The 20,849-nt window shown below is 73.1% G+C and carries 21 protein-coding genes; 15 read left to right on the top strand and 6 right to left on the bottom strand.

Features of this window, described 5'->3' with window-relative positions; genetic code table 11:
• Window positions 1-54: 54 nt before the first annotated feature.
• From O7546_RS06415 to O7546_RS06425, 3 genes are all read left to right on the top strand, one after another.
• Complete coding sequence (locus O7546_RS06415; protein ID WP_013284783.1) at window positions 55-273, top strand: DUF3039 domain-containing protein; 219 nt, start codon at window positions 55-57, stop codon at window positions 271-273.
• Between the two features lie 40 nt (window positions 274-313).
• Window positions 314-964 carry a TRIC cation channel family protein gene (locus O7546_RS06420; protein WP_194802997.1) on the top strand — a complete coding sequence of 217 codons (651 nt, stop codon included), beginning with the start codon at window positions 314-316 and terminating at the stop codon, window positions 962-964.
• 191 nt (window positions 965-1,155) lie between these two features.
• Complete coding sequence (locus O7546_RS06425; RefSeq protein ID WP_194803037.1) at window positions 1,156-2,877, top strand: DEAD/DEAH box helicase; 1,722 nt, start codon at window positions 1,156-1,158, stop codon at window positions 2,875-2,877.
• 99 nt (window positions 2,878-2,976) lie between these two features.
• Here the strand turns inward: O7546_RS06425 and O7546_RS06430 are convergent, their stop codons facing one another.
• On the bottom strand, window positions 2,977-3,210 hold the full coding sequence (locus tag O7546_RS06430; protein WP_013284786.1) for a hypothetical protein: 234 nt from the start codon (window positions 3,208-3,210) through the stop codon (window positions 2,977-2,979).
• A gap of 244 nt (window positions 3,211-3,454) precedes the next feature.
• The gene (locus O7546_RS06435; RefSeq protein ID WP_194802998.1) at window positions 3,455-5,056 is read right to left on the bottom strand and encodes an RNA polymerase sigma factor; all 1,602 of its coding nucleotides are present in this window, start codon (window positions 5,054-5,056) and stop codon (window positions 3,455-3,457) included.
• 286 nt (window positions 5,057-5,342) lie between these two features.
• On the opposite strand from O7546_RS06435, the gene O7546_RS06440 reads away from it, so the two are divergent.
• Entirely contained in the window at window positions 5,343-6,164 is an 822-nt protein-coding gene (locus O7546_RS06440) for an inositol monophosphatase family protein (RefSeq protein WP_194802999.1), read from the top strand.
• Window positions 6,165-6,235: 71 nt separating this feature from the next.
• Here the strand turns inward: O7546_RS06440 and O7546_RS06445 are convergent, their stop codons facing one another.
• Window positions 6,236-6,751 carry a LytR C-terminal domain-containing protein gene (locus tag O7546_RS06445; protein ID WP_194803038.1) on the bottom strand — a complete coding sequence of 172 codons (516 nt, stop codon included), beginning with the start codon at window positions 6,749-6,751 and terminating at the stop codon, window positions 6,236-6,238.
• Window positions 6,752-7,189: 438 nt separating this feature from the next.
• On the opposite strand from O7546_RS06445, the gene O7546_RS06450 reads away from it, so the two are divergent.
• Window positions 7,190-7,486, top strand: coding sequence for a DUF4193 domain-containing protein (locus O7546_RS06450; RefSeq protein ID WP_013284790.1), 297 nt, complete (start codon window positions 7,190-7,192; stop codon window positions 7,484-7,486).
• Between the two features lie 216 nt (window positions 7,487-7,702).
• Window positions 7,703-8,431, top strand: a complete 729-nt coding sequence (locus tag O7546_RS06455; protein ID WP_194803039.1) for a hypothetical protein — start codon at window positions 7,703-7,705, stop codon at window positions 8,429-8,431.
• Between the two features lie 51 nt (window positions 8,432-8,482).
• On the opposite strand, the gene O7546_RS06460 is transcribed toward O7546_RS06455, so the two are convergent.
• Window positions 8,483-8,974 (bottom strand): DUF3093 domain-containing protein, encoded by a 492-nt coding sequence (locus tag O7546_RS06460; protein ID WP_194803000.1) that lies wholly within the window; start codon window positions 8,972-8,974, stop codon window positions 8,483-8,485.
• Between the two features lie 85 nt (window positions 8,975-9,059).
• On the opposite strand from O7546_RS06460, the gene dut reads away from it, so the two are divergent.
• The 4 genes from dut (at window position 9,060) to O7546_RS06480 (ending at window position 11,433) form a co-directional block, all read left to right on the top strand.
• Window positions 9,060-9,557 (top strand): dUTP diphosphatase, encoded by a 498-nt coding sequence (gene dut, locus O7546_RS06465; RefSeq protein WP_181726802.1) that lies wholly within the window; start codon window positions 9,060-9,062, stop codon window positions 9,555-9,557.
• 25 nt (window positions 9,558-9,582) lie between these two features.
• Complete coding sequence (locus tag O7546_RS06470) at window positions 9,583-10,203, top strand: DUF3710 domain-containing protein (RefSeq protein WP_281600597.1); 621 nt, start codon at window positions 9,583-9,585, stop codon at window positions 10,201-10,203.
• Between the two features lie 172 nt (window positions 10,204-10,375).
• Window positions 10,376-10,756 carry an OB-fold nucleic acid binding domain-containing protein gene (locus tag O7546_RS06475; protein ID WP_013284795.1) on the top strand — a complete coding sequence of 127 codons (381 nt, stop codon included), beginning with the start codon at window positions 10,376-10,378 and terminating at the stop codon, window positions 10,754-10,756.
• A complete protein-coding gene (locus O7546_RS06480; RefSeq protein WP_194803002.1) occupies window positions 10,753-11,433 on the top strand; it encodes a DUF3159 domain-containing protein in 681 nt (226 codons plus the stop codon). Before O7546_RS06475 ends, O7546_RS06480 begins: the two co-directional genes overlap by 4 nt.
• Window positions 11,434-11,440: 7 nt before the next feature.
• On the opposite strand, the gene O7546_RS06485 is transcribed toward O7546_RS06480, so the two are convergent.
• Together O7546_RS06485 and O7546_RS06490 are read right to left on the bottom strand one after the other, a co-directional pair.
• Complete coding sequence (locus O7546_RS06485) at window positions 11,441-12,130, bottom strand: TrkA family potassium uptake protein (protein WP_194803003.1); 690 nt, start codon at window positions 12,128-12,130, stop codon at window positions 11,441-11,443.
• 3 nt (window positions 12,131-12,133) lie between these two features.
• The gene (locus O7546_RS06490) at window positions 12,134-12,799 is read right to left on the bottom strand and encodes a TrkA family potassium uptake protein (RefSeq protein ID WP_194803004.1); all 666 of its coding nucleotides are present in this window, start codon (window positions 12,797-12,799) and stop codon (window positions 12,134-12,136) included.
• A gap of 158 nt (window positions 12,800-12,957) precedes the next feature.
• Between O7546_RS06490 and O7546_RS06495 the strand changes: the two genes are divergently transcribed.
• From O7546_RS06495 to O7546_RS06515, 5 genes are all read left to right on the top strand, one after another.
• Window positions 12,958-15,018, top strand: a complete 2,061-nt coding sequence (locus O7546_RS06495; RefSeq protein WP_269696352.1) for an APC family permease — start codon at window positions 12,958-12,960, stop codon at window positions 15,016-15,018.
• Complete coding sequence (locus O7546_RS06500) at window positions 15,015-16,274, top strand: TRAM domain-containing protein (RefSeq protein WP_269696353.1); 1,260 nt, start codon at window positions 15,015-15,017, stop codon at window positions 16,272-16,274. The genes O7546_RS06495 and O7546_RS06500 overlap by 4 nt, the downstream gene beginning before the upstream one ends.
• 9 nt (window positions 16,275-16,283) lie before the next feature.
• Window positions 16,284-17,450 (top strand): anhydro-N-acetylmuramic acid kinase, encoded by a 1,167-nt coding sequence (locus O7546_RS06505; RefSeq protein ID WP_194803006.1) that lies wholly within the window; start codon window positions 16,284-16,286, stop codon window positions 17,448-17,450.
• 58 nt (window positions 17,451-17,508) lie between these two features.
• On the top strand, window positions 17,509-19,452 hold the full coding sequence (gene dxs / locus O7546_RS06510) for a 1-deoxy-D-xylulose-5-phosphate synthase (protein ID WP_194803007.1): 1,944 nt from the start codon (window positions 17,509-17,511) through the stop codon (window positions 19,450-19,452).
• A gap of 315 nt (window positions 19,453-19,767) precedes the next feature.
• Entirely contained in the window at window positions 19,768-20,835 is a 1,068-nt protein-coding gene (locus O7546_RS06515) for an IS110 family transposase (protein ID WP_281600598.1), read from the top strand.
• Window positions 20,836-20,849 lie beyond the last annotated feature (14 nt).

Below are 20,849 nucleotides of genomic sequence, written 5' to 3' on the forward strand. Positions count from 1 at the left end.
CCAGGTGGACCGGGGCGGACCGACCTGCAAAACTGGAACGCCGGAGGTGGAGTCGTGAGCACAGAGGTTCTCGAGCGTCCCGAGCTGAAGGACGCGGACACTGGTCCGGAGATGTTCCACTACGTCCGCAAGGAGAAGATCGCCGAGAGTGCCGTCATGGGCACCTACGTGGTCGCGCTCTGCGGCGAGACGTTCCCGGTCACCAAGGCGGCCAAGCCGGGCTCGCCCGTGTGCCCGAAGTGCAAGGAGATCTACGACTCGTACGCCGAGTGATCCCGGGCGGCTCCGCCGCCCCTGGACGTAACCTGCGGCGGTGACCACCTCCACCGCCCTGCTCCTCGCCGACCTGACCGGCGTGGCGGTCTTCGCCGCCTCCGGCGCCTCCGCGGCGGTGGCGAAACGGCTCGACCTGTTCGGGGTGGTATTCGTCGGCGTGGTCGCCGCGCTCGGCGGCGGCATCTTCCGCGACCTGGCCATCGACGAGGTGCCCCCACTGGCGTTCGCCGACTGGCGCTACGCCGCCACCGCGGCGGTCACCGCCACCGCCGTGTTCTGGCTGCACCCCCAGCTCGCCCGGCTGCGCACCACGGTGCTGGTGCTGGACGCGGCGGGCCTCGGCCTGTTCACCGTCACCGGCACGCTCAAGGCCCTCGACGCCGCCGTGCCGGCCGTGGGCGCCTGCATGATCGGCATGCTCACCGCGATCGGCGGCGGGCTCGGCCGGGACCTGCTCACCGGCGAGATCCCGGTGGTGCTGCGCCGCGAGATCTACGCCCTGGCCGCGCTCGCCGGTTCGATCGCGGTGGCGCTGCTGTCGGCGTGCGGACAGGCCACCGCCGTGCCGCTCACCGGCGCCGCGCTGTTCGTGTTCGGGCTGCGCCTGATCGCGCTGCGCCGGCGCTGGTCCGCCCCGGTGGCGACGATGCGGCCGCCACGCACCGGCACCCGGGGACCACTGACCTGACCCGCCTCCCGCCGGGGTGGGCGGATGTGACAGGCGTGGCGTCGAGTGGGGCGTACGGCCCGCGCTGGTTATGCTGAACCGGCCTTCGCGGCACCGGATGCGCGAGGGCGTTTTCATGGGCGGCGGCTCCCGTGGCCCCGGTCGGGCCCGCCGCCGTCCGCGGCGGAGAGGAGCTACGCGTGCCACCGCGGATGCCGGCGCTCGACACGTTCCCGCCCCTGCGCGCGTGGCAACGCAAGGCGCTCGTGGAATACCTGCGCCGCCGGACCGAGGACTTCACCGCGGTCGCCACGCCCGGCGCCGGTAAGACCACGTTCGCGCTGCGCATCGCCGCCGAGCTGCTCGCCGACGGCACCGTCGAGGCGGTCACCGTGGTCGCGCCGACCGAGCACCTGAAGACCCAGTGGGCGCAGGCCGCCGCCCGGGTCGGCATCCAGCTCGACGCCGCGTTCCGCAACGCCGACCTGCACTCCGCCGCCGACTTCCACGGCGCGGTGGTCACCTACGCCCAGGTGGGCATGGCGCCGCAGGTGCACCGCCGGCGCACCATGACCCGCCGCACGCTCGTCATCCTGGACGAGATCCACCACGCCGGCGACTCGCGTACCTGGGGCGACGGTGTGAAGGCGGCGTTCGAGCCCGCGGTACGCCGGCTGATGCTCACCGGTACGCCGTTCCGCTCCGACGACAACCCGATCCCGTTCGTCAGCTACGAGCGCGGCGGCGACGGGCTGCTGCGCTCCCGTGCCGACTCGGTCTACGGCTACTCCGACGCGCTGCGCGAGGGTGTGGTCCGGCCGGTGCTGTTCCTGGCGTACTCGGGGGAGACCCGCTGGCGCACGAACGCCGGTGAGGAACTGGCCGCCCGCCTCGGCGAGCCGATGACGCAGGACCTGATCGCCCAGGCGTGGCGTACCGCGCTGGACCCGGCCGGCGACTGGATGCCGCAGGTGCTGCGCGCCGCCGACGCCCGGCTGAGCGTGCTGCGCGCCAACGGCATGCCTGATGCGGGCGGCCTGGTCATCGCCAGCGACCAGCAGGTGGCCCGCTCGTACGCGAAGCTGCTGGAGCAGGTGACCGGTGAGAAGGCCGCCGTGGTGCTCTCGGACGACCAGGGCGCGTCCGCGCGGATCGCGACGTTCGCCGCCTCCCGGCAGCGGTGGCTGGTCGCGGTGCGGATGGTCTCCGAGGGCGTCGACATCCCCCGGCTCGCCGTCGGCGTGTACGCGACGAGTGCCAGCACCCCGCTGTACTTCGCGCAGGCGATCGGCCGGTTCGTCCGGGCCCGCCGTTCCGGCGAGACCGCGTCGGTCTTCCTGCCCAGCGTGCCGCACCTGCTCGGGCTCGCCAGCGAGATGGAGGCCGAGCGGGACCACGTGCTCGGCAAGCCGAAGGACCGCGAGGGTTTCGACGACGACCTGCTGGAGCGCGCCCAGCGCGACGACGGCGCCAGCGGGGAGCTGGAGAAGCGTTTCGCGGCGCTCTCCGCGACCGCCGAGCTGGACCAGGTGATCTTCGACGGCGCCTCGTTCGGCACCGCCGCCCAGGCCGGCACGCCCGAGGAGGAGGAATACCTCGGTCTGCCCGGTCTGCTCACCGCCGACCAGGTCTCGCTGCTGCTGACCAAGCGGCAGGCCGAGCAACTCGCCGCGCAGAAGCGCCGGGCCGCCCAGCGGACCGCTGAGCCGGCCGCTGCGGTCCCGGCGGCGGCGCCCCCACCGATGAGTGCCGCCCAGCGCCGGGTGGCGTTACGGCGGCAACTGAACGCCCTGGTGGCCGCGCGGCACCACCACACCGGCCAGCCGCACGGCAAGATCCACGCCGAGCTGCGCCGGATCTGCGGCGGCCCGCCCAGCGCGCAGGCCACGATCGAGCAGCTCGAGGAGCGCATCGCCACCGTGCAGACCCTCTGACGGGTCGGCCGGGACGACCGGGCACGAAAAACCGGCCGGAGGCTCCCCTTGCGGGTGCCTCCGGCCGGTCATGTCGGGTTGTGGACTTGTTGTCGGACCTCAGTTCGCCATCAGATCGGCGCCTCGCCAGCTGAACTCCGGGTCCGACGCGTAGCGCACGGTGATCTTGACGAGATCCTCCGCGTACTTGTTCGCGTGGTGCCCACAGAACACCAGCTCGCTCCCACCCGCCAGAGTGATGCGGAGCTTGCCGGCAGCATTGCAGCGGTCGCACCGTTCATCGGCGGCCGGGGGGCTCACCGTCTCGGGCGGCGGCGTGAGGGTCGGGGTCATCGCCTTCCTCCTCTGGTCGTCACCGATGAACACTCTCTTCGGTTGCTCACCTATCGTGCAACACCCATCTCGGGCCCTGCCTTCCCTGTGTGCCCGCGGGGGACCGAGGTCACACCTGGCGTGGAGGACAGTGTGCCGTGCACCAAGGGTGCCACGTCAACGATCACAAACAGGCAACCGAACGATCACCAAAGAGTGTTCTACGGCTGGTGATCAAACCGGCACGATTTGTTGACGTGCGCGGTCAGTCCAGGTAGTCGCGGAGCACCTGGGAACGCGAGGGGTGCCGCAACTTGGACATGGTCTTGGATTCGATCTGCCGGATGCGTTCCCGGGTCACGCCGTACACCTGGCCGATCTCGTCCAGAGTGCGCGGCTGGCCGTCGGTGAGGCCGAAACGCAGGCGCACCACGCCCGCCTCACGCTCGGACAGCGTCTGCAGGACCTGCTGGAGCTGGTCCTGCAGCAGCGAGAACGACACCGCGTCGACGGCGACGACCGCCTCGGAGTCCTCGATGAAGTCGCCGAGCTGGCTGTCACCCTCGTCGCCGATGGTCTGGTCGAGCGAGATGGGCTCCCGGGCGTACTGCTGGATCTCCAGCACCTTCTCCGGTGTGATGTCCATCTCCTTGGCCAGCTCCTCCGGGGTGGGCTCGCGGCCCAGGTCCTGGAGCAGCTCACGCTGGATGCGGCCGAGCTTGTTGATCACCTCGACCATGTGCACCGGGATGCGGATGGTGCGGGCCTGGTCGGCCATGGCGCGGGTGATGGCCTGGCGGATCCACCAGGTGGCGTAGGTGGAGAACTTGTAGCCCTTGGTGTAGTCGAACTTCTCGACGGCGCGGATGAGGCCGAGGTTGCCCTCCTGGATGAGGTCGAGGAAGGCCATGCCGCGACCGGTGTAGCGCTTGGCCAGGGAGACCACCAGGCGGAGGTTGGCCTCCAGCAGGTGGTTCTTGGCGCGCTCGCCGTCCCGGGAGATCCACATCAGGTCGCGCTGGAGATCGCGGACCAGCTTCTCCTCGCCCTCGTCGGCGGCGCGCAGCCGCTCGGCGGCGTAGAGGCCGGCCTCGATCCGCTTGGCCAGCTCGACCTCCTGCTCGGCGTTGAGCAGCGGCACCTTGCCGATCTGCTTCAGGTACGCCCGCACGGAGTCGGCGGAGGCGGTCAGCTCGGCGTCCCGGCGCGCCTGCTTGAGCGCCTCGGACTCCTCGTCGTCCCACTCGAAGTCGTTGTCGGTGGCGGAGCTGGCCGCGTCGGCCTCGGCGGCCTGGGTCAGCTCGGCCGGCTCCTCGACCACCACGTCCTCGATCGCGGCAGCCAGTTCCTCCGGGTCGATCTCACCGTCGGGGCCCTCGGCCTTGCCACCGGCCTTGGCCGGCTTGGCCGCGGCGGTCTTCGCCGCCACCGTGGCCTTGGTGGCGCGGGTCGCCTTGGTGGCCTTCGCCGGGGCCGCGGCCTTCGCCACGTCGGCGGTGGTGGCCTTGCGCGCGGTCGCCTTCCGGGGGGCCGGTGCGGGCGACTCCTCGGCGGCCGGAGCCTGCTTCGGGGCGGGCGCGGCGGCCTTCTTGGTGGTCTTGGCGGTGGTCGCGCGGGAGGCCGGGGTGGCGGACCGGGCGGCGGCGACGCGGCGGCGGGTGCTCGCCGAGCCGTCCACCACCACCGTCACGCCCGCCTCGGAGAGTGCGCGGAGGATCTTCTTGGCCTGGGCCGGGGTCACCTCAGCGGACTCGACGGTGCGCGCGAGCTGGGCCGACGTGAGCTGGCCGCCGGCGCTCTGCGCGTGGGCGATCAGGGTGTCGGTGAGCGAGCGAACGTCGGCGCCGGTCTGGCGGGGATCTGTCACGAAGACCTTCCGGAGGCGAAAGAGCGAGCACGGCCGGGTCGTCCGGCGCAGCATGGGACGGCCGCGCCGGGCGAGTCGTTGAGGACCCCCGTGTCCCGGCCCGTCCGGTCGCTGGCGGTCCGTGGCGCGTGGGCAGGGTGAATTGTAACGCCGTCTGCCGCGATCATCCCGCGCCGCACGGCGGACCCGCGGTCCGGGACCGCAGATTCGGCGCAGATGTGGACTTTGTAAGGATGATACCCGCGCGCGAGACGGCCGGTCCCGATCGTGCGGGAAGGGGAGAAACATGATCACCTCGACGCCCACGGCGCGGGAGTTGCTCACGATCGCTGTCGACGTGGCCCGGGAGGCCGCCGCCACCGCGTACCGGATGCGGGTCGAGGGTGTCTCGGTGGCCGCGACCAAGAGCACGGTGACCGACGTGGTCACCGCCGCCGACCGGGCGGTGGAGCGGCAGGTGGTCGCCGCGCTGCGGCAGCGGCGGCCCGGCGACGCGGTGCTGGGCGAGGAGTACGGCGCGGGGGAGACCGGCCCGGCCGGCGACGACGGCGTGCGCTGGATCCTCGACCCGATCGACGGAACCGTGAACTACCTGTACGGGCTGCCCTACTGCGCCGTCTCGCTGGCCGCCGAGGTGGCCGGTGAGGTGGTCGCCGGGGTGGTTCGCAACGTCGTCACCGGCGAGGAGTGGACCGCGACGCTCGGCGGCGGCGCGTGGCGCGACGGTCAGCGGCTGCAGGGTTCCACCGCGACCGATCTCGGGCAGGCGCTCGTCGCCACCGGGTTCGGCTACGACGCCGGCCGCCGGGCGCACCAGGCGCGGGTGGTGACCGAGCTGATCCCGCACATCCGGGACATCCGCCGGATGGGCGCCGCCGCGCTCGATCTCTGCCTGGCCGCCGAGGGGCGGGTGGACGCGTACTACGAGAAGGGGCTGGCCGACTGGGACCTGGCCGCCGGCGGGCTGGTCGCCCGGGAGGCCGGGCTGCTGGTGACCGGCCTGTCCGGCCGCCCGGCCGGACCGGACATGGTGCTCGCGGCACCGCCGGCGCTGCACGGGCCGCTGCACGACCGGCTGGCCGACCTGGACGCCTCCGGCGGGCCGTGACCGGCACCAGGCACGCGACGGGGCGGCCTCCCCCGCAGGGAGACCGCCCCGCGTCGCCGGGCCGCCGTCGGCTACTTCTCGATCGGCATCGGGCAGGTCTCGGGCGGCGCCTGCGGCGCGCCCAGGTCGCCGAGCGACTGGTTGACCTCGGTGGTGGTGGCGAGCTGCTGGAACTGGTTGCCCAGGACCACGTCGACCACGTCGTCCTTGCGGTTCGCGTCGAAGTCCTGGTTGGCCTCGTTCAGGAAGTACGCGCGCAGCAGGTGCGCCGAGCCGACGGCCTTGGGCCCGAACCGCAACTGGGCCACGCCGTCGAACGCCTTCTTCTCGTTGCCGACCTTCTTGACCTGGAACTTGCGGTTGCGGAAGTCGTCCGCGACGCTGCCGGCCCGGCCGGCCTCGTCGGTGGCGTTGTAGACGTTGATCTTGACGTCCTTCTGCTCCCGCAGCCGCAGGTCGACCAGCGGCCAGCCGTCCGGGCAGGCGGCCGCCGTACCGGCTGTGCCCTGGCTGTCCTTCAGCACGGCGACGACCACGACGACCAGGGCGACAGCCGCCAGCAGTCCGACGACAACGAGTGCTCGCACTCGCGCAAAACTCATCCTGGGCGCTCCCCGGACAGTGATTGGGTGGTGGCGGGCGACGCGGCCGGGCCGCGACCGGTCGGCCGTCAGTACGCCGCTGAGGTTAACGCTTGTCCGGCTCAGGCGTGGAAACAGTCCGACATACCGGCGCGCCGGGCGGTGAACCGGTAGGACTACCCCTATCTTCGTGTCGCCTGAGTCACATTGGGAACAACTTCGGGCGCAGAGGCGTACATCTCTCCCGCGAGGGCGGTATACATGCCTCGCCCACAGGGGGGGTAAGGTTCCGCGCTCACCGGGGGCATTTCGCACCGGCGGGCCCGGCCCACCGCTCGTCGGGTCGGGTGCCCGACAGAGATGGTGGCCGGTCAGGGGAACCGAAACGGCGTCGTCCGGCGTTACAACCGGCAGCGACAATATCGATATTGGAGAGTGAAACCGATGGCCACCGACTACGACGCCCCGCGTCGCGACGAGGTCGACCTCGGCGAGGACAGCCTGGAAGAGCTCAAGGCCCGGCGGGTCGACTCACAGTCGGGCGCCGTGGACGTCGACGAGGCCGAGGTGGCCGAGAGCTTCGAGCTGCCCGGCGCCGATCTGGCCGACGAGGAGCTCACGGTCAAGGTCCTCCCGATGCAGCAGGACGAGTTCCGGTGCGCCCGCTGCTTCCTGGTCCACCACCGCAGCCAGCTGGCGGTCGAGCGCAACGGCGACCTGATCTGCCGCGAGTGCGTCTGATCCCGACCGGGGACACCAGCGGCGGCCTCCTCGACGGGGCCGCCGCTGTTCGAGCCGCCGCCGTGCGCGCGTGGCCGGGAGCTGCTTGACTCGTACGGGCGGCTGCCACGCCGCGCGGAGCAGGAGGGCGGACGGGTGAGCGAGCGCAGCGAACAAGTCGGCCCGGACACGCCCGGCCCGGAGGTACCCGGCCCGGACAGCCCGGACACCGAGGAGCTGGGCGCCACCGTCGCCGCCCTGACCGCCGACGACATCGCGCCCGCCCGCCGGCGGCAGCTGCTCACCCGGCTGGTCGGACAGGCACGCGCCCGCGGGATCAGCGACCTGTTCAAGCCCCGTGCCGCGGTGCGCTGGATGACCGACACGGTCGCCGAGGTCGCACCGCACGTGCCGATCCGTGACCTCGCCACGCTGCGGCGGCACTTCCCCGGCCTGGACGACGAGGCGCTCGCCGACCGGCTGGTCCGCAACGCGTCCCGCGCCACCGCCGGGGTCGGCGCCGCGGGCGGCGGGGTCGCCGCCGTCGAGTGGGCGGTGACGCCCACCCTGCTCTCCGCACCCGTGCTGCTGGCCGCCGAGACGGTGGCAGTGGTGGCGATCGAGCTGAAGCTGATCGGCGAGCTGCACGAGGTCCACCGGGTGGCGCTGCCGGCCGGCGGCACCGGCCGTGCCGTGGCGCTCGTGCAGTCCTGGGCCACCCAGCGGGGGATCAACCCGATGATGCCCGGTGTCGGGGTCAGCGCGGTGCTCGGCACCGCCGCCCGCCGCGAACTACGCGACAGCCTGATGCGCCGTTTCGGGCGCAACCTCACCACGCTCGGGCCGTTCCTGACCGGCGCCGCCGTGGCCGGCTACCTCAACCGCCGGGCCACCCGCGCGCTCGGCGAGCAGCTGCGCAAGGACCTGCGGCGGACCGCGCGGGCCCTGCCGGACAAGCCGTCCTGACCGGCGGCGCCGAGCCTCGGCGGCAGCGCCGGGCCGGGCCGCGAAGGACCGTCAGGCCGCGTCGCGGGCGGCCAGCAGGGCGGTCGCCAGCTGGACCGGATGCCGGGTGCTGACCACCCAGAACGGAGTCGGGTCGGCCGGGTCGTCCAGCACCACCTGCACCGCACCGCCGATCCACGGCCGCTGCACCACGAAGGCCAGCGGGTCGGAGCCGACACCGAGCACCTCGCGCCGGCCGGCCGCGTCCAGCGGCACCACATCCGCGACGTACCGCACCGGCAGGTGGGCGTCGTCCACCCGCAGCTCGCCGTCACGCACCTCGACCCGGATCCGGCCCAGCCACCACAGGCCGGCCACGGCGGCGGGGATCAGCAGGACGAACGGCAGCCAGGCGCGTACCCCGGTCGCGCCCATCCACAGCTCGACCGCGAGCAGGACGGCCGCGGCCAGCCCGGCCGGCCAGGCCCACCAGGGCAGCCCGAGGCGCTCCGCGTACGGCGCGGCGGTGGCCGTCGGGGCGGCCGGAGATGACGACTGACGCACACAGACGAGGGTACGGCGCGCAGGCGGCCCGGCAACCGGCAGGATGGCAGGGGCACCCCGCAGGACCGGACGGAAGAGGATGACCGTGACAGATGTCGTACCCGTGCCCGTGCGGCTGCTCGACCCGGAGCTGCCACTGCCGGCGTACGCCCATCCCGGCGACGCCGGGGCGGACCTGGTGGCCGCCGCAGACGTCGAGCTGCCCCCCGGCGGCCGGGCCCTGGTCCCCACCGGCGTGGCGGTGGCGCTGCCGGACGGCTACGTCGGGCTGGTGCACCCCCGATCCGGACTCGCGGCCAGACTCGGCGTGACGGTGCTCAACGCGCCCGGTACGGTCGACGCCGGCTACCGGGGTGAGATCCTGGTCAACCTGATCAACCACGACCGGGACACACCGGCCAGGATCAGCCGGGGTGACCGCATCGCGCAGCTCGTGGTCCAGCGGGTCGCCCGGGCCGAGTTCCGGCCGGTGGCCGAGCTGCCCGGGTCCCGGCGTGGCACGGGCGGGCACGGATCCACCGGCGGGCACGCCGGGTTGGTCCCGGCGCCGTCCGGCGGGCAGAGCGAAGAGGTGGCAGGGTGAGTGTGAACAGCGGAGGGTGGGCGCAGTGATCTTCTCCCGGAAGCGGGCCGACGAGGCGCGTGACAATGGGGTCCTCGACGCCGAGGAGACCCCGTCGGCGCCGGACCGCGGCCCGTACGACGTCAGCGAGGCGCCGGACGCGCCTCGCCTCGACCTGGGCAGCCTGCAGATCCCGGCGGTGCCGGACGTCGAGGTGCGGGTCCAGGCCGACCCGCAGGGCGTGATCCAGCAGGTCGTGCTCGTGCACGGGCAGAACGCGCTCCAGCTCGGCGTCTTCGCCGCGCCCCGGTCCGAGGGCATCTGGGACGAGGTGCGCGAGGAGATCCGCCAGTCGCTCGTGAACGACGGCGCGACCGCCCGGGAGGTCGAGGGCGAGCACGGGCCCGAGCTGCGCGCCCGCGTGGGTACCCCGGACGGGCCGACCGACCTGCGGTTCGTCGGCATCGACGGCCCGCGCTGGATGGTGCGTGGCGTCTTCCAGGGCGCGGCCGCCACCGACCCGGCCGCGGCCGGCCCGCTCGCGGCCTGCCTGGACAGCCTGGTCGTCGACCGCGGGCAGGAGGCCAAGCCGGTGCGCGAGCCGCTGCCGCTGCGGCTGCCCCGCGAGGTCGCCGAGCAGCAGGCCGCCGACCAGCAGGAGGTCTGAGCCACACGTGCCCGGGCCCGGCGCCGATCGGCGCCGGGCCCGCGCCGTGTCCGGTTCGCCGGCGGCGGTACGCGCGACACGCCGCTCCCGCCGGCGGGCCACACCGGCGTACGCTGGCGGGACGGTTCCGCCGCCCGCGGGGCCCCGCTGTGGAGAGGGTGACGCGGAGGTCATGACGACCGACGAGAGCCGGGGGTCGCTGCGGCGGCTCCTGCACCGGCTCACCGCGAGCGAGGCCGAGATCGAGGCGCAGGAGCTGCGCCGGGAGAGCGCCGAGTCCGGCGGCACGCCCGCCCACCAGTGCAACAGGGGTCAGGTGGTGTCGGTGGCCGGAAGGCTGCGTACCGTCGTCTACACGCCCCGCACGAACCTGCCCACGCTGGAGGCCGACCTCTACGACGGCAACGACGTGGTGACGCTGGTCTGGCTGGGCCGCCGGCACATCGCCGGGATCGAGCCGGGCCGGCACCTGACCGCGCGCGGCCGGGTGGCGGTGCGTGACGACCGCAAGGTGATCTACAACCCGTACTACGAGCTGGAGTCGCCGAAGTGACGACCGGACAGCAGCACACCCCGTCGGGCCTCGGCCCGCAGGACGAGGAGCGGCTGCCCAGCCTCGCCGAGCAGATGGCCGACCAGCTCGGCGGATGGCGCGGGCTGGTCGAGTCGAGCATCCCGGTGGTGGTCTTCGTGATCGCCAACGTGATCGGCGAGCTGCGCCCCGCGGTGTACGCCTCGGTGGCGGTGGCGCTGCTGATCGCCGGGCTGCGGCTGGCCCAGCGCAAGCCGGTGCGGCACGCCGTCAACGGGCTGTTCGGCGTCGGCATCGGCGCGTTGCTGGCGCTGCGCACCGGCGACGAGCGCGACTTCTACCTGCCGGGCATCCTCTACGGCATCGGGTACGGCCTGGCGCTGCTGCTGTCGGCCGCGATCCGGCAGCCGTTGGTCGGCTGGATCTGGTCGGTGCTGGTGGCCAAGGGCCGCTCCGAGTGGCGCGACGACCCCAAGCTGGTCCGCACCTTCACCCAGCTCACCGTGCTCTGGGGCGTGGTGTGGCTGGCCAAGGTCGGCGTACAGGCCGGGCTCTACCTGGCCCACCAGGACACCGCGCTCGGCGTGGCCCGGCTCGCCCTGGGCTACCCGCCGTACGCGCTGCTGCTGCTGATCACGGTGTGGGTGGTGCGCCGGGTCACCCGGGAGACCGCGCCCACCCCGCTACCCGGCTCCTGAGGCCGCCTCAGGCGCGGTCGCGGTGCCGGTCCGCGCTGGCCGGGCCGAGGATGACCGTCCGCACGTCGTCCTCCACCGCGGTGGTGCAGACGAACACCAGCTCGTCGCCGGCCTCGATCGGGTCGTCCGGGGTGGGCACCAGCACCCGCTTGCCGCGCACGATCGCCACCAGCGCCGCGTCCCGGGGGATCGGCACCGCGTGGATCGGCTGCCCCACGTAGGGCGCTGTCGGCGGCAACGTGATCTCGACCAGGTTCGCCTCGCCCTGGCGGAACGTCATCAGCCGGACCAGGTCGCCGACGGTGACCGCCTCCTCGACCAGCGCCGCCATCACCCGCGGCTTGCTCACCGCGACGTCCACGCCCCACTGCTCGGTGAACAGCCACTCGTTCTCCGCCCGGTTGACCCGGGCGACCACGCGGGGCACCGCGAACTCGGTCTTGGCCAGCAGCGACACCACCAGGTTGACCTTGTCGTCGCCGGTGGCGGCCACCACCACGTCGCACCCGGCCACGTCGGCCTCCTCCAGGCTGGCCAGCTCGCACGCGTCGGCGAGCACCCAGTCGGCGGCCGGCACCCGGTCGGGCCGCAGCATCTTCGGCTGCCGCTCGATCAGCATCACCTGGTGGCCGTTGTCGATCAGCTCCTGGGCGATCGAGCGGCCCACGTTGCCGGCGCCGGCGATGGCGATCCGCATGGCTCAGTGCCCCCCTTCCGGCGGCGCCGCCGCCACCGACGTGACCGGGCCGTTGATGTCGTCGGTCACCAGCATGTAGACCTGGTCGCCCTCCTGGATCACCGTGGAGGTGGTGGGCAGGGTGCCGATCCCGAACCGGTTCAGGTAGGCCACCCGGGCGCCGACGGCCTGCTCCAGCTGCCGCAGCGGCCGGCCGATCCAGTCCTTGTGCACCGGAACCTCGATGATCGAGACGGTGCTCGTCGGGTCGCGGAAGATCTCCACGTTGCCCTCGGGGACCAGGTGGCGCAGCATCCGGTCGGCGGTCCACCGGACGGTCGCCACGGTCGGGATGCCGAGCCGCTCGTAGACCTGGGCGCGGCGCTGGTCGTAGATGCGGGCGGCGACCCGGGACACGCCGAACGTCTCCCGCGCCAGCCGGGCCGAGATGATGTTGGAGTTGTCGCCGCTGGACACCGCCGCGAACGCGTCGGCCCGCTCGATGCCGGCCTGGCGCAGCACCTCGCCGTCGAAGCCCGCACCGGTGACCGTGATGCCGGCGAAGTCCGGCCCGAGACGGCGGAACGCGTCCGCGTCCTGGTCGATCACCGCCACCGAGTGCCCACGCGACTCCAGGCTGTGGGCCAGGGTCGACCCGACCCGGCCGCAGCCCATGATCACCACATGCACGGTGTCCGCTCCTCCCACGGCGCCGCCCGCCGACCCGTCGCCTGCGAGCCTGCCACGTCCTCCCACGGGACGGGGGACCGAACCGTACCGCGCGGCCGCACGCGGGGGAGATCGACCACCCCCGCGCCCCGGACCCGGTGGTCGTACGCTTGGCGGTTGTGGCCCGACCCACCTCGCTGCTGAAGCGACTCCTCCTCGGTCGACCGTTCCGGTCCGACCGCCTCCAGCACACCCTGCTGCCGAAGCGCATCGCGCTGCCGGTCTTCGCCTCGGATGCGCTCTCCAGCGTGGCGTACGCCCCGGACGAGATCCTCCTGACGCTGTCCATCGCCGGTGCCTCGGCGTTCTTCTTCTCGCCGTGGGTGGCGCTCGCGGTCGTCGTGGTCATGCTGACCGTGGTGGCGAGCTACCGGCAGAACGTGCACGCCTACCCCTCCGGCGGCGGCGACTACGAGGTGGCGACGGTCAACCTCGGTCCCAAGGCCGGCCTGGCGGTGGCGAGCGCGCTGCTCGTCGACTACGTGCTCACCGTCGCCGTCTCGGTCTCCTCCGGCGTGGCGAACCTCGGCTCGGTGGTGCCGTTCGTGGCGACCCACAAGGTGCTCATCGCGGTCAGCGCGGTGGTGCTGCTCACCGCGATCAACCTGCGCGGCCTGCGCGAGTCCGGCACCGCCTTCGCCATCCCCACGTACGGCTTCGTGATCGTGATCGGCGGCATGCTGCTGACCGGGCTGGTCCGCATCTTCGTGCTCGGCGACGACCTGCGCGCGCCGAGCGCCGGCCTGGAGATCCAGGCCGAGCACAGCGTCACCGGGTTCGCGCTGGTGTTCCTGCTGCTGCGCACGTTCTCCTCCGGCTGCGCCGCGCTCACCGGCGTGGAGGCGATCTCCAACGGCGTACCGGCGTTCAAGAGCCCGAAGTCGAAGAACGCGGCGACCACGCTGCTGCTGCTCGGCGGCATCGCGGTGGCGATGCTGGTCGGCATCATCTGGCTGGCCCGCCTCACCGGCCTGCAGTTCGTCGAGGACCCGGGCAGGCAGATCGTCTCCGGCCCGGACGGGTACGTGCAGAAGACGGTCACCACCCAGCTCGGCGAGACCGTGTTCGGCGGCGGCTCGGTGCTGCTCTACGTGGTCGCCGGGATGACCGCGCTGATCCTGTTCCTGGCCGCCAACACCGCCTTCAACGGCTTCCCGGTGCTCGGCTCGATCCTCGCGCAGGACCGCTACCTGCCCCGCCAGCTGCACACCCGCGGCGACCGGCTGGCGTTCTCCAACGGCATCCTCTTCCTGGCCGTCTTCGCGATCGTGCTGATCGTCGGTTTCCAGGCCGAGGTGACGAAGCTCATCCAGCTCTACATCGTCGGGGTGTTCGTCTCGTTCACGCTCTCCCAGGCCGGCATGATCCGGCACTGGAACCGGCACCTGCGCCGCGAGCGCGACCCGGAGGCGCGCCGGCGGATGATCCGCTCCCGGGCGATCAACACGTTCGGCATGGTCATGACCGGCGTCGTGCTGATCATCGTGCTGGCCACGAAGTTCCTGCTCGGGGCGTGGATCGCGATCGTCGCGATGGCCGTGATGTACGTGGTGATGCTCGGCATCCGCCGGCACTACGACCGGATCGCCGAGGAACTGGAACCGACCGAGCAGCGCGGCGTCCTGCCGGCCCGCAACCACGCCATCGTGCTGGTCAGCAAGCTGCACAAGCCGACGCTGCGGGCCGTCGCGTACGCCCGGGCCACCCGGCCGGACACGCTCACCGCCGTCACCGTGAACGTGGACGAGCAGGACACCCGCGATCTCCAGGCCGACTGGGAGCGCCGCGAGCTGCCGGTGCCGCTCACCGTGATCGACTCCCCGTACCGGGAGATCACCCGCCCGATCCTCAACTTCGTCGCGTCGGTGCGCCGGGAGTCGCCGCGCGACGTGGTCACCGTCTTCATCCCCGAGTACGTGGTGGGCCGCTGGTGGGAGAACCTTCTGCACAACCAGAGCGCGCTGCGGCTCAAGGGGCGGCTGCTGTTCGAGCCGGGCGTGATGGTGACCAGCGTGCCGTGGCAGCTCGCGTCCACCGCCAGCAAGAACCTGGACCGGCTGGACGCCACGTTGAGCCGGGGACCGGCGCGCGGCCCCCGGGTGGCACCGCAGAGCACGCTGCCGCCGCCGGTGGCGTCCACGCCGTCCGCGCCCTCCGCCGAACGGGAGGAGCGATTGTGAGCGCCGACGAGCGTCCCGTTCCTGTGCCGACGGCGCAGCGGCCCGGGCTGGAGGAGGCCGAGCGGGTCGAGCTGACAGTCGACGCGGTCGCGCCGGGCGGGCACTGCGTGGCCCGCGTCGGCGGGCAGGTGGTCTTCGTCCGGCACGCGCTGCCCGGCGAGCGGGTGGTCGCCGAGGTGACCGAGCTGCACCGGGGCTTCGCCCGCGCCGACGCGGTGGAGATCCTGGACGCCGCACCGGACCGGGTCACCCCGCCGTGCCCGTACGCCCGGCCGGGCCGGTGCGGCGGCTGCGACCTCCAGCACGTCGCCCCGGCCGCCCAGCTCGACTGGAAGCTCGCAGTGGTGCGTGAGCAGCTCACCCGGCTGGGGGGACTCACCGCGGAGCAGATCGACGCGCTCGGCGTCCACGTCGAGGCGCTGCCCGGCGGGCCGCTGGGCTGGCGCTCCCGGGTCCGCTACGCGGTCGACGCGGCCGGCCGGGCCGGGCTGCTCAAGCACCGCTCGCACGAGGTGGTGCCGATCGACAGGTGCCTGATCGCGCACCCGGCGATCCAGGACCTGCCGGTGCTACCGCCCACCGGTGCCCGCTGGCCCGACGCCGACGCGGTGGAGACGGTCGCCAGCACCGGCGGGGACGTCGCCGTGGTCGCGTACACCGATGGGGTTCCGACGGCGGTGAGCGGGCCGGAGCGGGTCCGGGAGACGGCGGCCGGGCGGTCCTTCACGCTGCCCGCCTCCGGGTTCTGGCAGGTGCACCCGGCCGCGGCGGACGCGCTGACCGGCGCGGTCCTCGACCTGCTCGACCCGCGGCCCGGTGAGACGGCCTGGGACCTGTACGGCGGGGCCGGCCTGTTCGCCGCCGCGCTCGCCGAACGGGTCGACGGGGCCCGGGTGACGCTCGTCGAGTCGGCGCCGGACGGGGTGGCCGCGGCCCGGCAGAACCTGGCCGACCTGCGCGCCGTCGAGGTGGTCGCCGCGCGGGTGGAGGCGGCGCTGTCCCGGCGCCGGATCACCGGACCGGTCGACCTCGTGGTGCTCGACCCGCCGCGCTCCGGCGCGGGCGCGCCGGTGGTCCGTGCGGTGGCGGGCGCCGGGCCGCGCGCTGTCGCCTACGTGGCCTGCGACCCGGCCGCGTTCGCCCGGGACGTGCGCACGTTCGCCCAGGAGGGCTGGCGGCTGGCCGCGCTGCGCGGCTTCGACCTGTTCCCGATGACCCAGCACGTGGAGCTGGTGGGCCTGTTCCTGCCTGGCTAGCCTGACCCGATGAAGATCGTCGGGCTGATGTCGGGCACCTCCTACGACGGGGTGGACGTGGTGGCCGCCGAGTTCACCGCCGACGGCGACACGCTGCGGCTGCGCCCGCTCGGGCACCGCGAGCTGGCGTACCCGGACGACCTGCGGGCCGAGATCGCCGCGCTGCTGCCCCCGGCGGCCACCACGATCGAGGCGGTCTGCCGGCTGGACAACCGGCTCGGCGAGGTGTTCGCCGAGGCGGCCGCGGCCGGCGTCGAGCTGGCCGGGGGCACCGCCGACGCGGTCGTGTCGCCCGGGCAGACGGTCTTCCACTGGGTCGAGGACGGCCGGGTGCGCGGCACGCTCCAGCTCGGCGCGCCGGCCCGGGTGGCCGCCCGGGTGGGCGTACCGGTGCTGCACGACCTGCGCTCGGCGGACGTCGCCGCCGGCGGCCAGGGCGCGCCGCTGGTCCCGGCGTTCGACGCGCTGCTGCTCGACCCGGCCGCTGGTGCTGCACCCCGCGCCGCGTTGAACCTCGGCGGGATCGCGAACCTGACGGTGGTCGCGCCCGGCGCCCCCGTCCTCGGGTACGACGTGGGCCCGGCCAACGCGCTGCTGGACGCCGCCGCCCGGCGTTTCCTGGACCGGCCGTGCGACGCCGACGGCGCCCGCGCCGCTGCCGGGCGGGTGCACGAGGCGCTGCTGGCCCGGCTGCTCGCCGAGCCGTACTACGCCGCGCCGCCGCCCAAGTCGACCGGTAAGGAGCTGTTCCACGGTGGCTACCTGGACGCCGCGCTGACCGGGCTGGGCGAGCCGGTGGCCGCCGACGACGTGCTGGCCACGCTCACCGAGCTGACCGCCCGCACGGTGGCCGACGCCTGCGACCGGCACCGGGTCACCGAGGTGGTGGCCGCCGGCGGGGGAGTGCGCAATCCCACACTCCGGGCACGGCTGGCTGCCCTGGGTGCGGGACGCTGGCGGCTGCGCACCACCGACGAGCTGGGCGTACCGGCCCAGGCCAAGGAGGCGTACGCGTTCGCGCTGCTGGGCTGGCTGTCCTGGCACGGGCTGCCGGGCGCGGTGCCCTCGGTGACCGGGGCGTCCCGGGCCGCCGTGCTCGGCTCCTGGACCCCGGCGGGCCCGTCCGTCACAGCGCCCCGCCCACCCGCGCCCCGGCGGCTGGTGGTCGACGCCTGACCTGGGTCGATGCACGGCCGGGCTGCGGACTGTTCCGCGGCCGATAGACTCTCCGGTCATGAGTGTTGAAGAGGGCACGGCCAACCACGGTCGGCTGCTGGGCACCGTCCGCGGCCCGCAGGACGTGAAGCGGATGACCGCCGAGCAGCTGGACATCCTCGCCGCCGAGATCCGTGACTTCCTGATCGCCAAGGTCTCCCGCACCGGCGGCCACGTCGGCCCCAACCTCGGTGTGGTCGAGCTGACCCTGGCGATGCACCGGGTCTTCGACTCCCCGCGTGACCGGCTCCTCTTCGACACCGGCCACCAGGCGTACGTGCACAAGATCCTCACCGGCCGGCAGGAGGGCTTCGACAAGCTCCGCCAGCGTGGTGGCCTCTCCGGCTACCCCAGCCAGGCGGAGAGCGAGCACGACCTGATCGAGAACTCGCACGCCTCGACCGCCCTGTCGTACGCCGACGGCCTCGCGAAGGCGTACGCGCTGCGCGGCGAGAAGCGCTCGGTGGTCGCCGTGGTCGGCGACGGCGCGCTCACCGGCGGCATGTGCTGGGAGGCGTTGAACAACATCGCGACCGCCGGCAACCCGCTGGTGATCGTCGTCAACGACAACGGCCGGTCCTACTCGCCGACCATCGGCGGCCTCGCCGACCACCTGTCGTCGCTGCGGCTCAACCCCGGCTACGAGAAGGTGCTCGACACGGTCAAGGACGCGCTGGGCAACACGCCGTTCGTCGGCAAGCCGATGTACGAGGTGCTGCATGCGGTCAAGAAGGGCATCAAGGACGCGGTCGCCCCGCAGGCCATGTTCGAGGACCTCGGCATCAAGTACGTCGGCCCGGTCGACGGCCACGACGTGCCGGCGGTCGAGGCGGCACTGCGCGCCGCGAAGAACTTCGGCGGCCCGGTGATCGTGCACGCGGTCACCCGCAAGGGCTACGGCTACCGCCCCGCCGAGGACGACGAGGCCGACTGCCTGCACGGCCCCGGCGCGTTCGACGCCGAGACCGGCAAGCTGCTCGCCGTGCCGTCGGTGAAGTGGACGAACGTCTTCGCCGACGAGCTGGTCGCGATCGCCGACGAGCGCCCCGACGTGGTCGGCATCACCGCCGCCATGGCCGAGCCCACCGGCATCGCCACGCTCGCCCGCAAGTACCCGGAGCGGGTGTACGACGTGGGCATCGCCGAGCAGCACGCCGCCACCTCCGCCGCCGGCCTGGCGATGGGCGGGCTGCACCCGGTCGTGGCGGTCTACGCCACGTTCCTCAACCGCGCGTTCGACCAGGTCCTGCTGGACGTGGCCATGCACAAGCTGCCCGTCACGTTCGTGCTGGACCGGGCCGGCATCACCGGCCCGGACGGGCCCAGCCACTACGGCATCTGGGACATGTCGGTCTTCGGTGTGGTGCCCGGCCTGCGGATCGCCGCGCCCCGCGACTCGGCCACGCTGCGCGAGGAGCTGCGCGAGGCGGTCGCCGTGGACGACGGCCCGACCATCCTGCGCTTCCCGACCGGCACCGTCGCCGCCGACCTGCCGGCGGTACGCCGGGTCGGCCCGGTCGACGTGCTGGCCGAGTCGGCGCGTACCGACGTACTGCTGGTAGCGGTCGGCTCGTTCGCCGGCCTCGGCGTCGAGGTCGCCGCCCGGGTCGCCGAGCAGGGCTACGGCGTGACTGTGGTCGACCCGCGCTGGGTGCGCCCGGTGCCGGCCGAACTGGTCGAGCTGGCGTCCGCGCACCGGCTCGTGGTCACCGTGGAGGACGGCGTACGCATCGGTGGCGTCGGTTCCGCGCTCGCCCAGGCGATGCGCGACGCCGACGTCCGCGTACCGGTCAAGGACATGGGCGTACCGGCCGACTGGCACCCGCACGGCACCCGCGCGCAGATCCTGGCCGATCTGCGGCTGACCGCGCAGGACGTGGCGCGCGACGTCACCGGCTGGATCTCCGGCCTGGACGCCGCCCCGGTGGACCCGGCCACGAACGGAGCCCGAGCCCAGAGCTGAGCCACCGCCCCGCCTGACTCGTCGACGCTTCTATAGGTGGGCCGGTTCCGGGAGGTTGGTATCGGTAGGGTTCGACGTTGGTGATCTATGGGTGACTCATGCAAGATCTGGCCGCTGTCAGTTGGTGTGCCGTGGCGTCGACTTGTCCTCGTGGGTTGCCGGCGTCGGCCCGGCCCACCTTGTTGGCCTGATCAGAAGCCTGTCCGCGAAGGGGTGTGCAGCCCGTGTCGCGTGACTCATCACAGATGTGCCGCTGGGTGATCGCTCCCGGGCCGACGCCGTCCGAACGTCGTCCCGTGCAAGGGAGAACCGTCCGTGTTTCCCATCCTGGCAGAACGTCTGGCCGAGCGTGTCGACGCGGTCGTCGGTGTGGACACCCATACCGATACGCACACCGCCGCGGTGCTCACCGCGGTCGGCACCGTGCTGGCGGAGATCACCGTGCCGGCCACCGACGACGGCGCCGCTGTCCTGCTGGCCTGGGCCGGCCGGCAGACGGCCGTGCTGGGAACGGGCCGGCGGGCCTGGGCCCTGGACGGCGCTCGTTGTCACGGTGTCGGTCTGCTGCGCGTCCTGCGCGCCGCGGGTGAGTACGTCCTGGAAGCACCCAAACCCGCTGCCGGGCGCTGCCGTCGAGGCGGCAAGTCCGACGCGCTGGACGCCGCGCACGCCGCTCGTGGCGTCCTGGCCGCCGACCACGTCGCCTCACCCCGCACCGACGGCGACCGGGAAGCCCTGCGCCTGCTGCACGTCTGCCGCCGCCACTACAGCGACACCCGCACCGCCACCATCAACCTGTTCAAATCGGTGATCCTCACCGCCGACGACGACCTCCGCACACAGATGCGAGGACTGAGCACCCTGCGACAGGTCCAGCACGCCACCACCCTCACCACCACCACCAGCGGCAGCGGTCTCGACCGGCTGCGCCGCACTCACCTGGCAACCCTCGCCGAGCAGATCCAGACCCTCGACCGGCTCCTGAAAGCCAACCTCACCGAAATCCGCACCCTGGTCGACAAACTCTGCCCCACCCTGCTCGACCAACCCGGCATCGGCCCCGTCACCGCCGCGATCGCGCTGACCGCCTGGTCACACCCCGGCCGGTTCCGCAACGAAGCCGCCTTCGCCTCACTCGCCGGCGTCAGCCCCGTCCCCGCCAGCTCCGGGCGCATCACCCGCCACCGCCTCAACCGAGGCGGCGACCGCACCCTCAACGCCGCCCTGCACACCATCGCCAAAACCCGCCAACGATGCCACCAGCCCACCAAGGACTACATCAACCGCCGCACCACCGAAGGCCGCACCCCAGCCGAGATCACCCGCAGCCTCAAACGCTACATAGCCCGCCAAATCTGGCGCACCCTCGAAGCCACCACTTGACAGCAACCTTCACA

Origin of the sequence: Micromonospora sp. WMMA1976 (genome assembly GCF_027497335.1) — a bacterium.
Taxonomy (GTDB): domain Bacteria; phylum Actinomycetota; class Actinomycetes; order Mycobacteriales; family Micromonosporaceae; genus Micromonospora; species Micromonospora aurantiaca.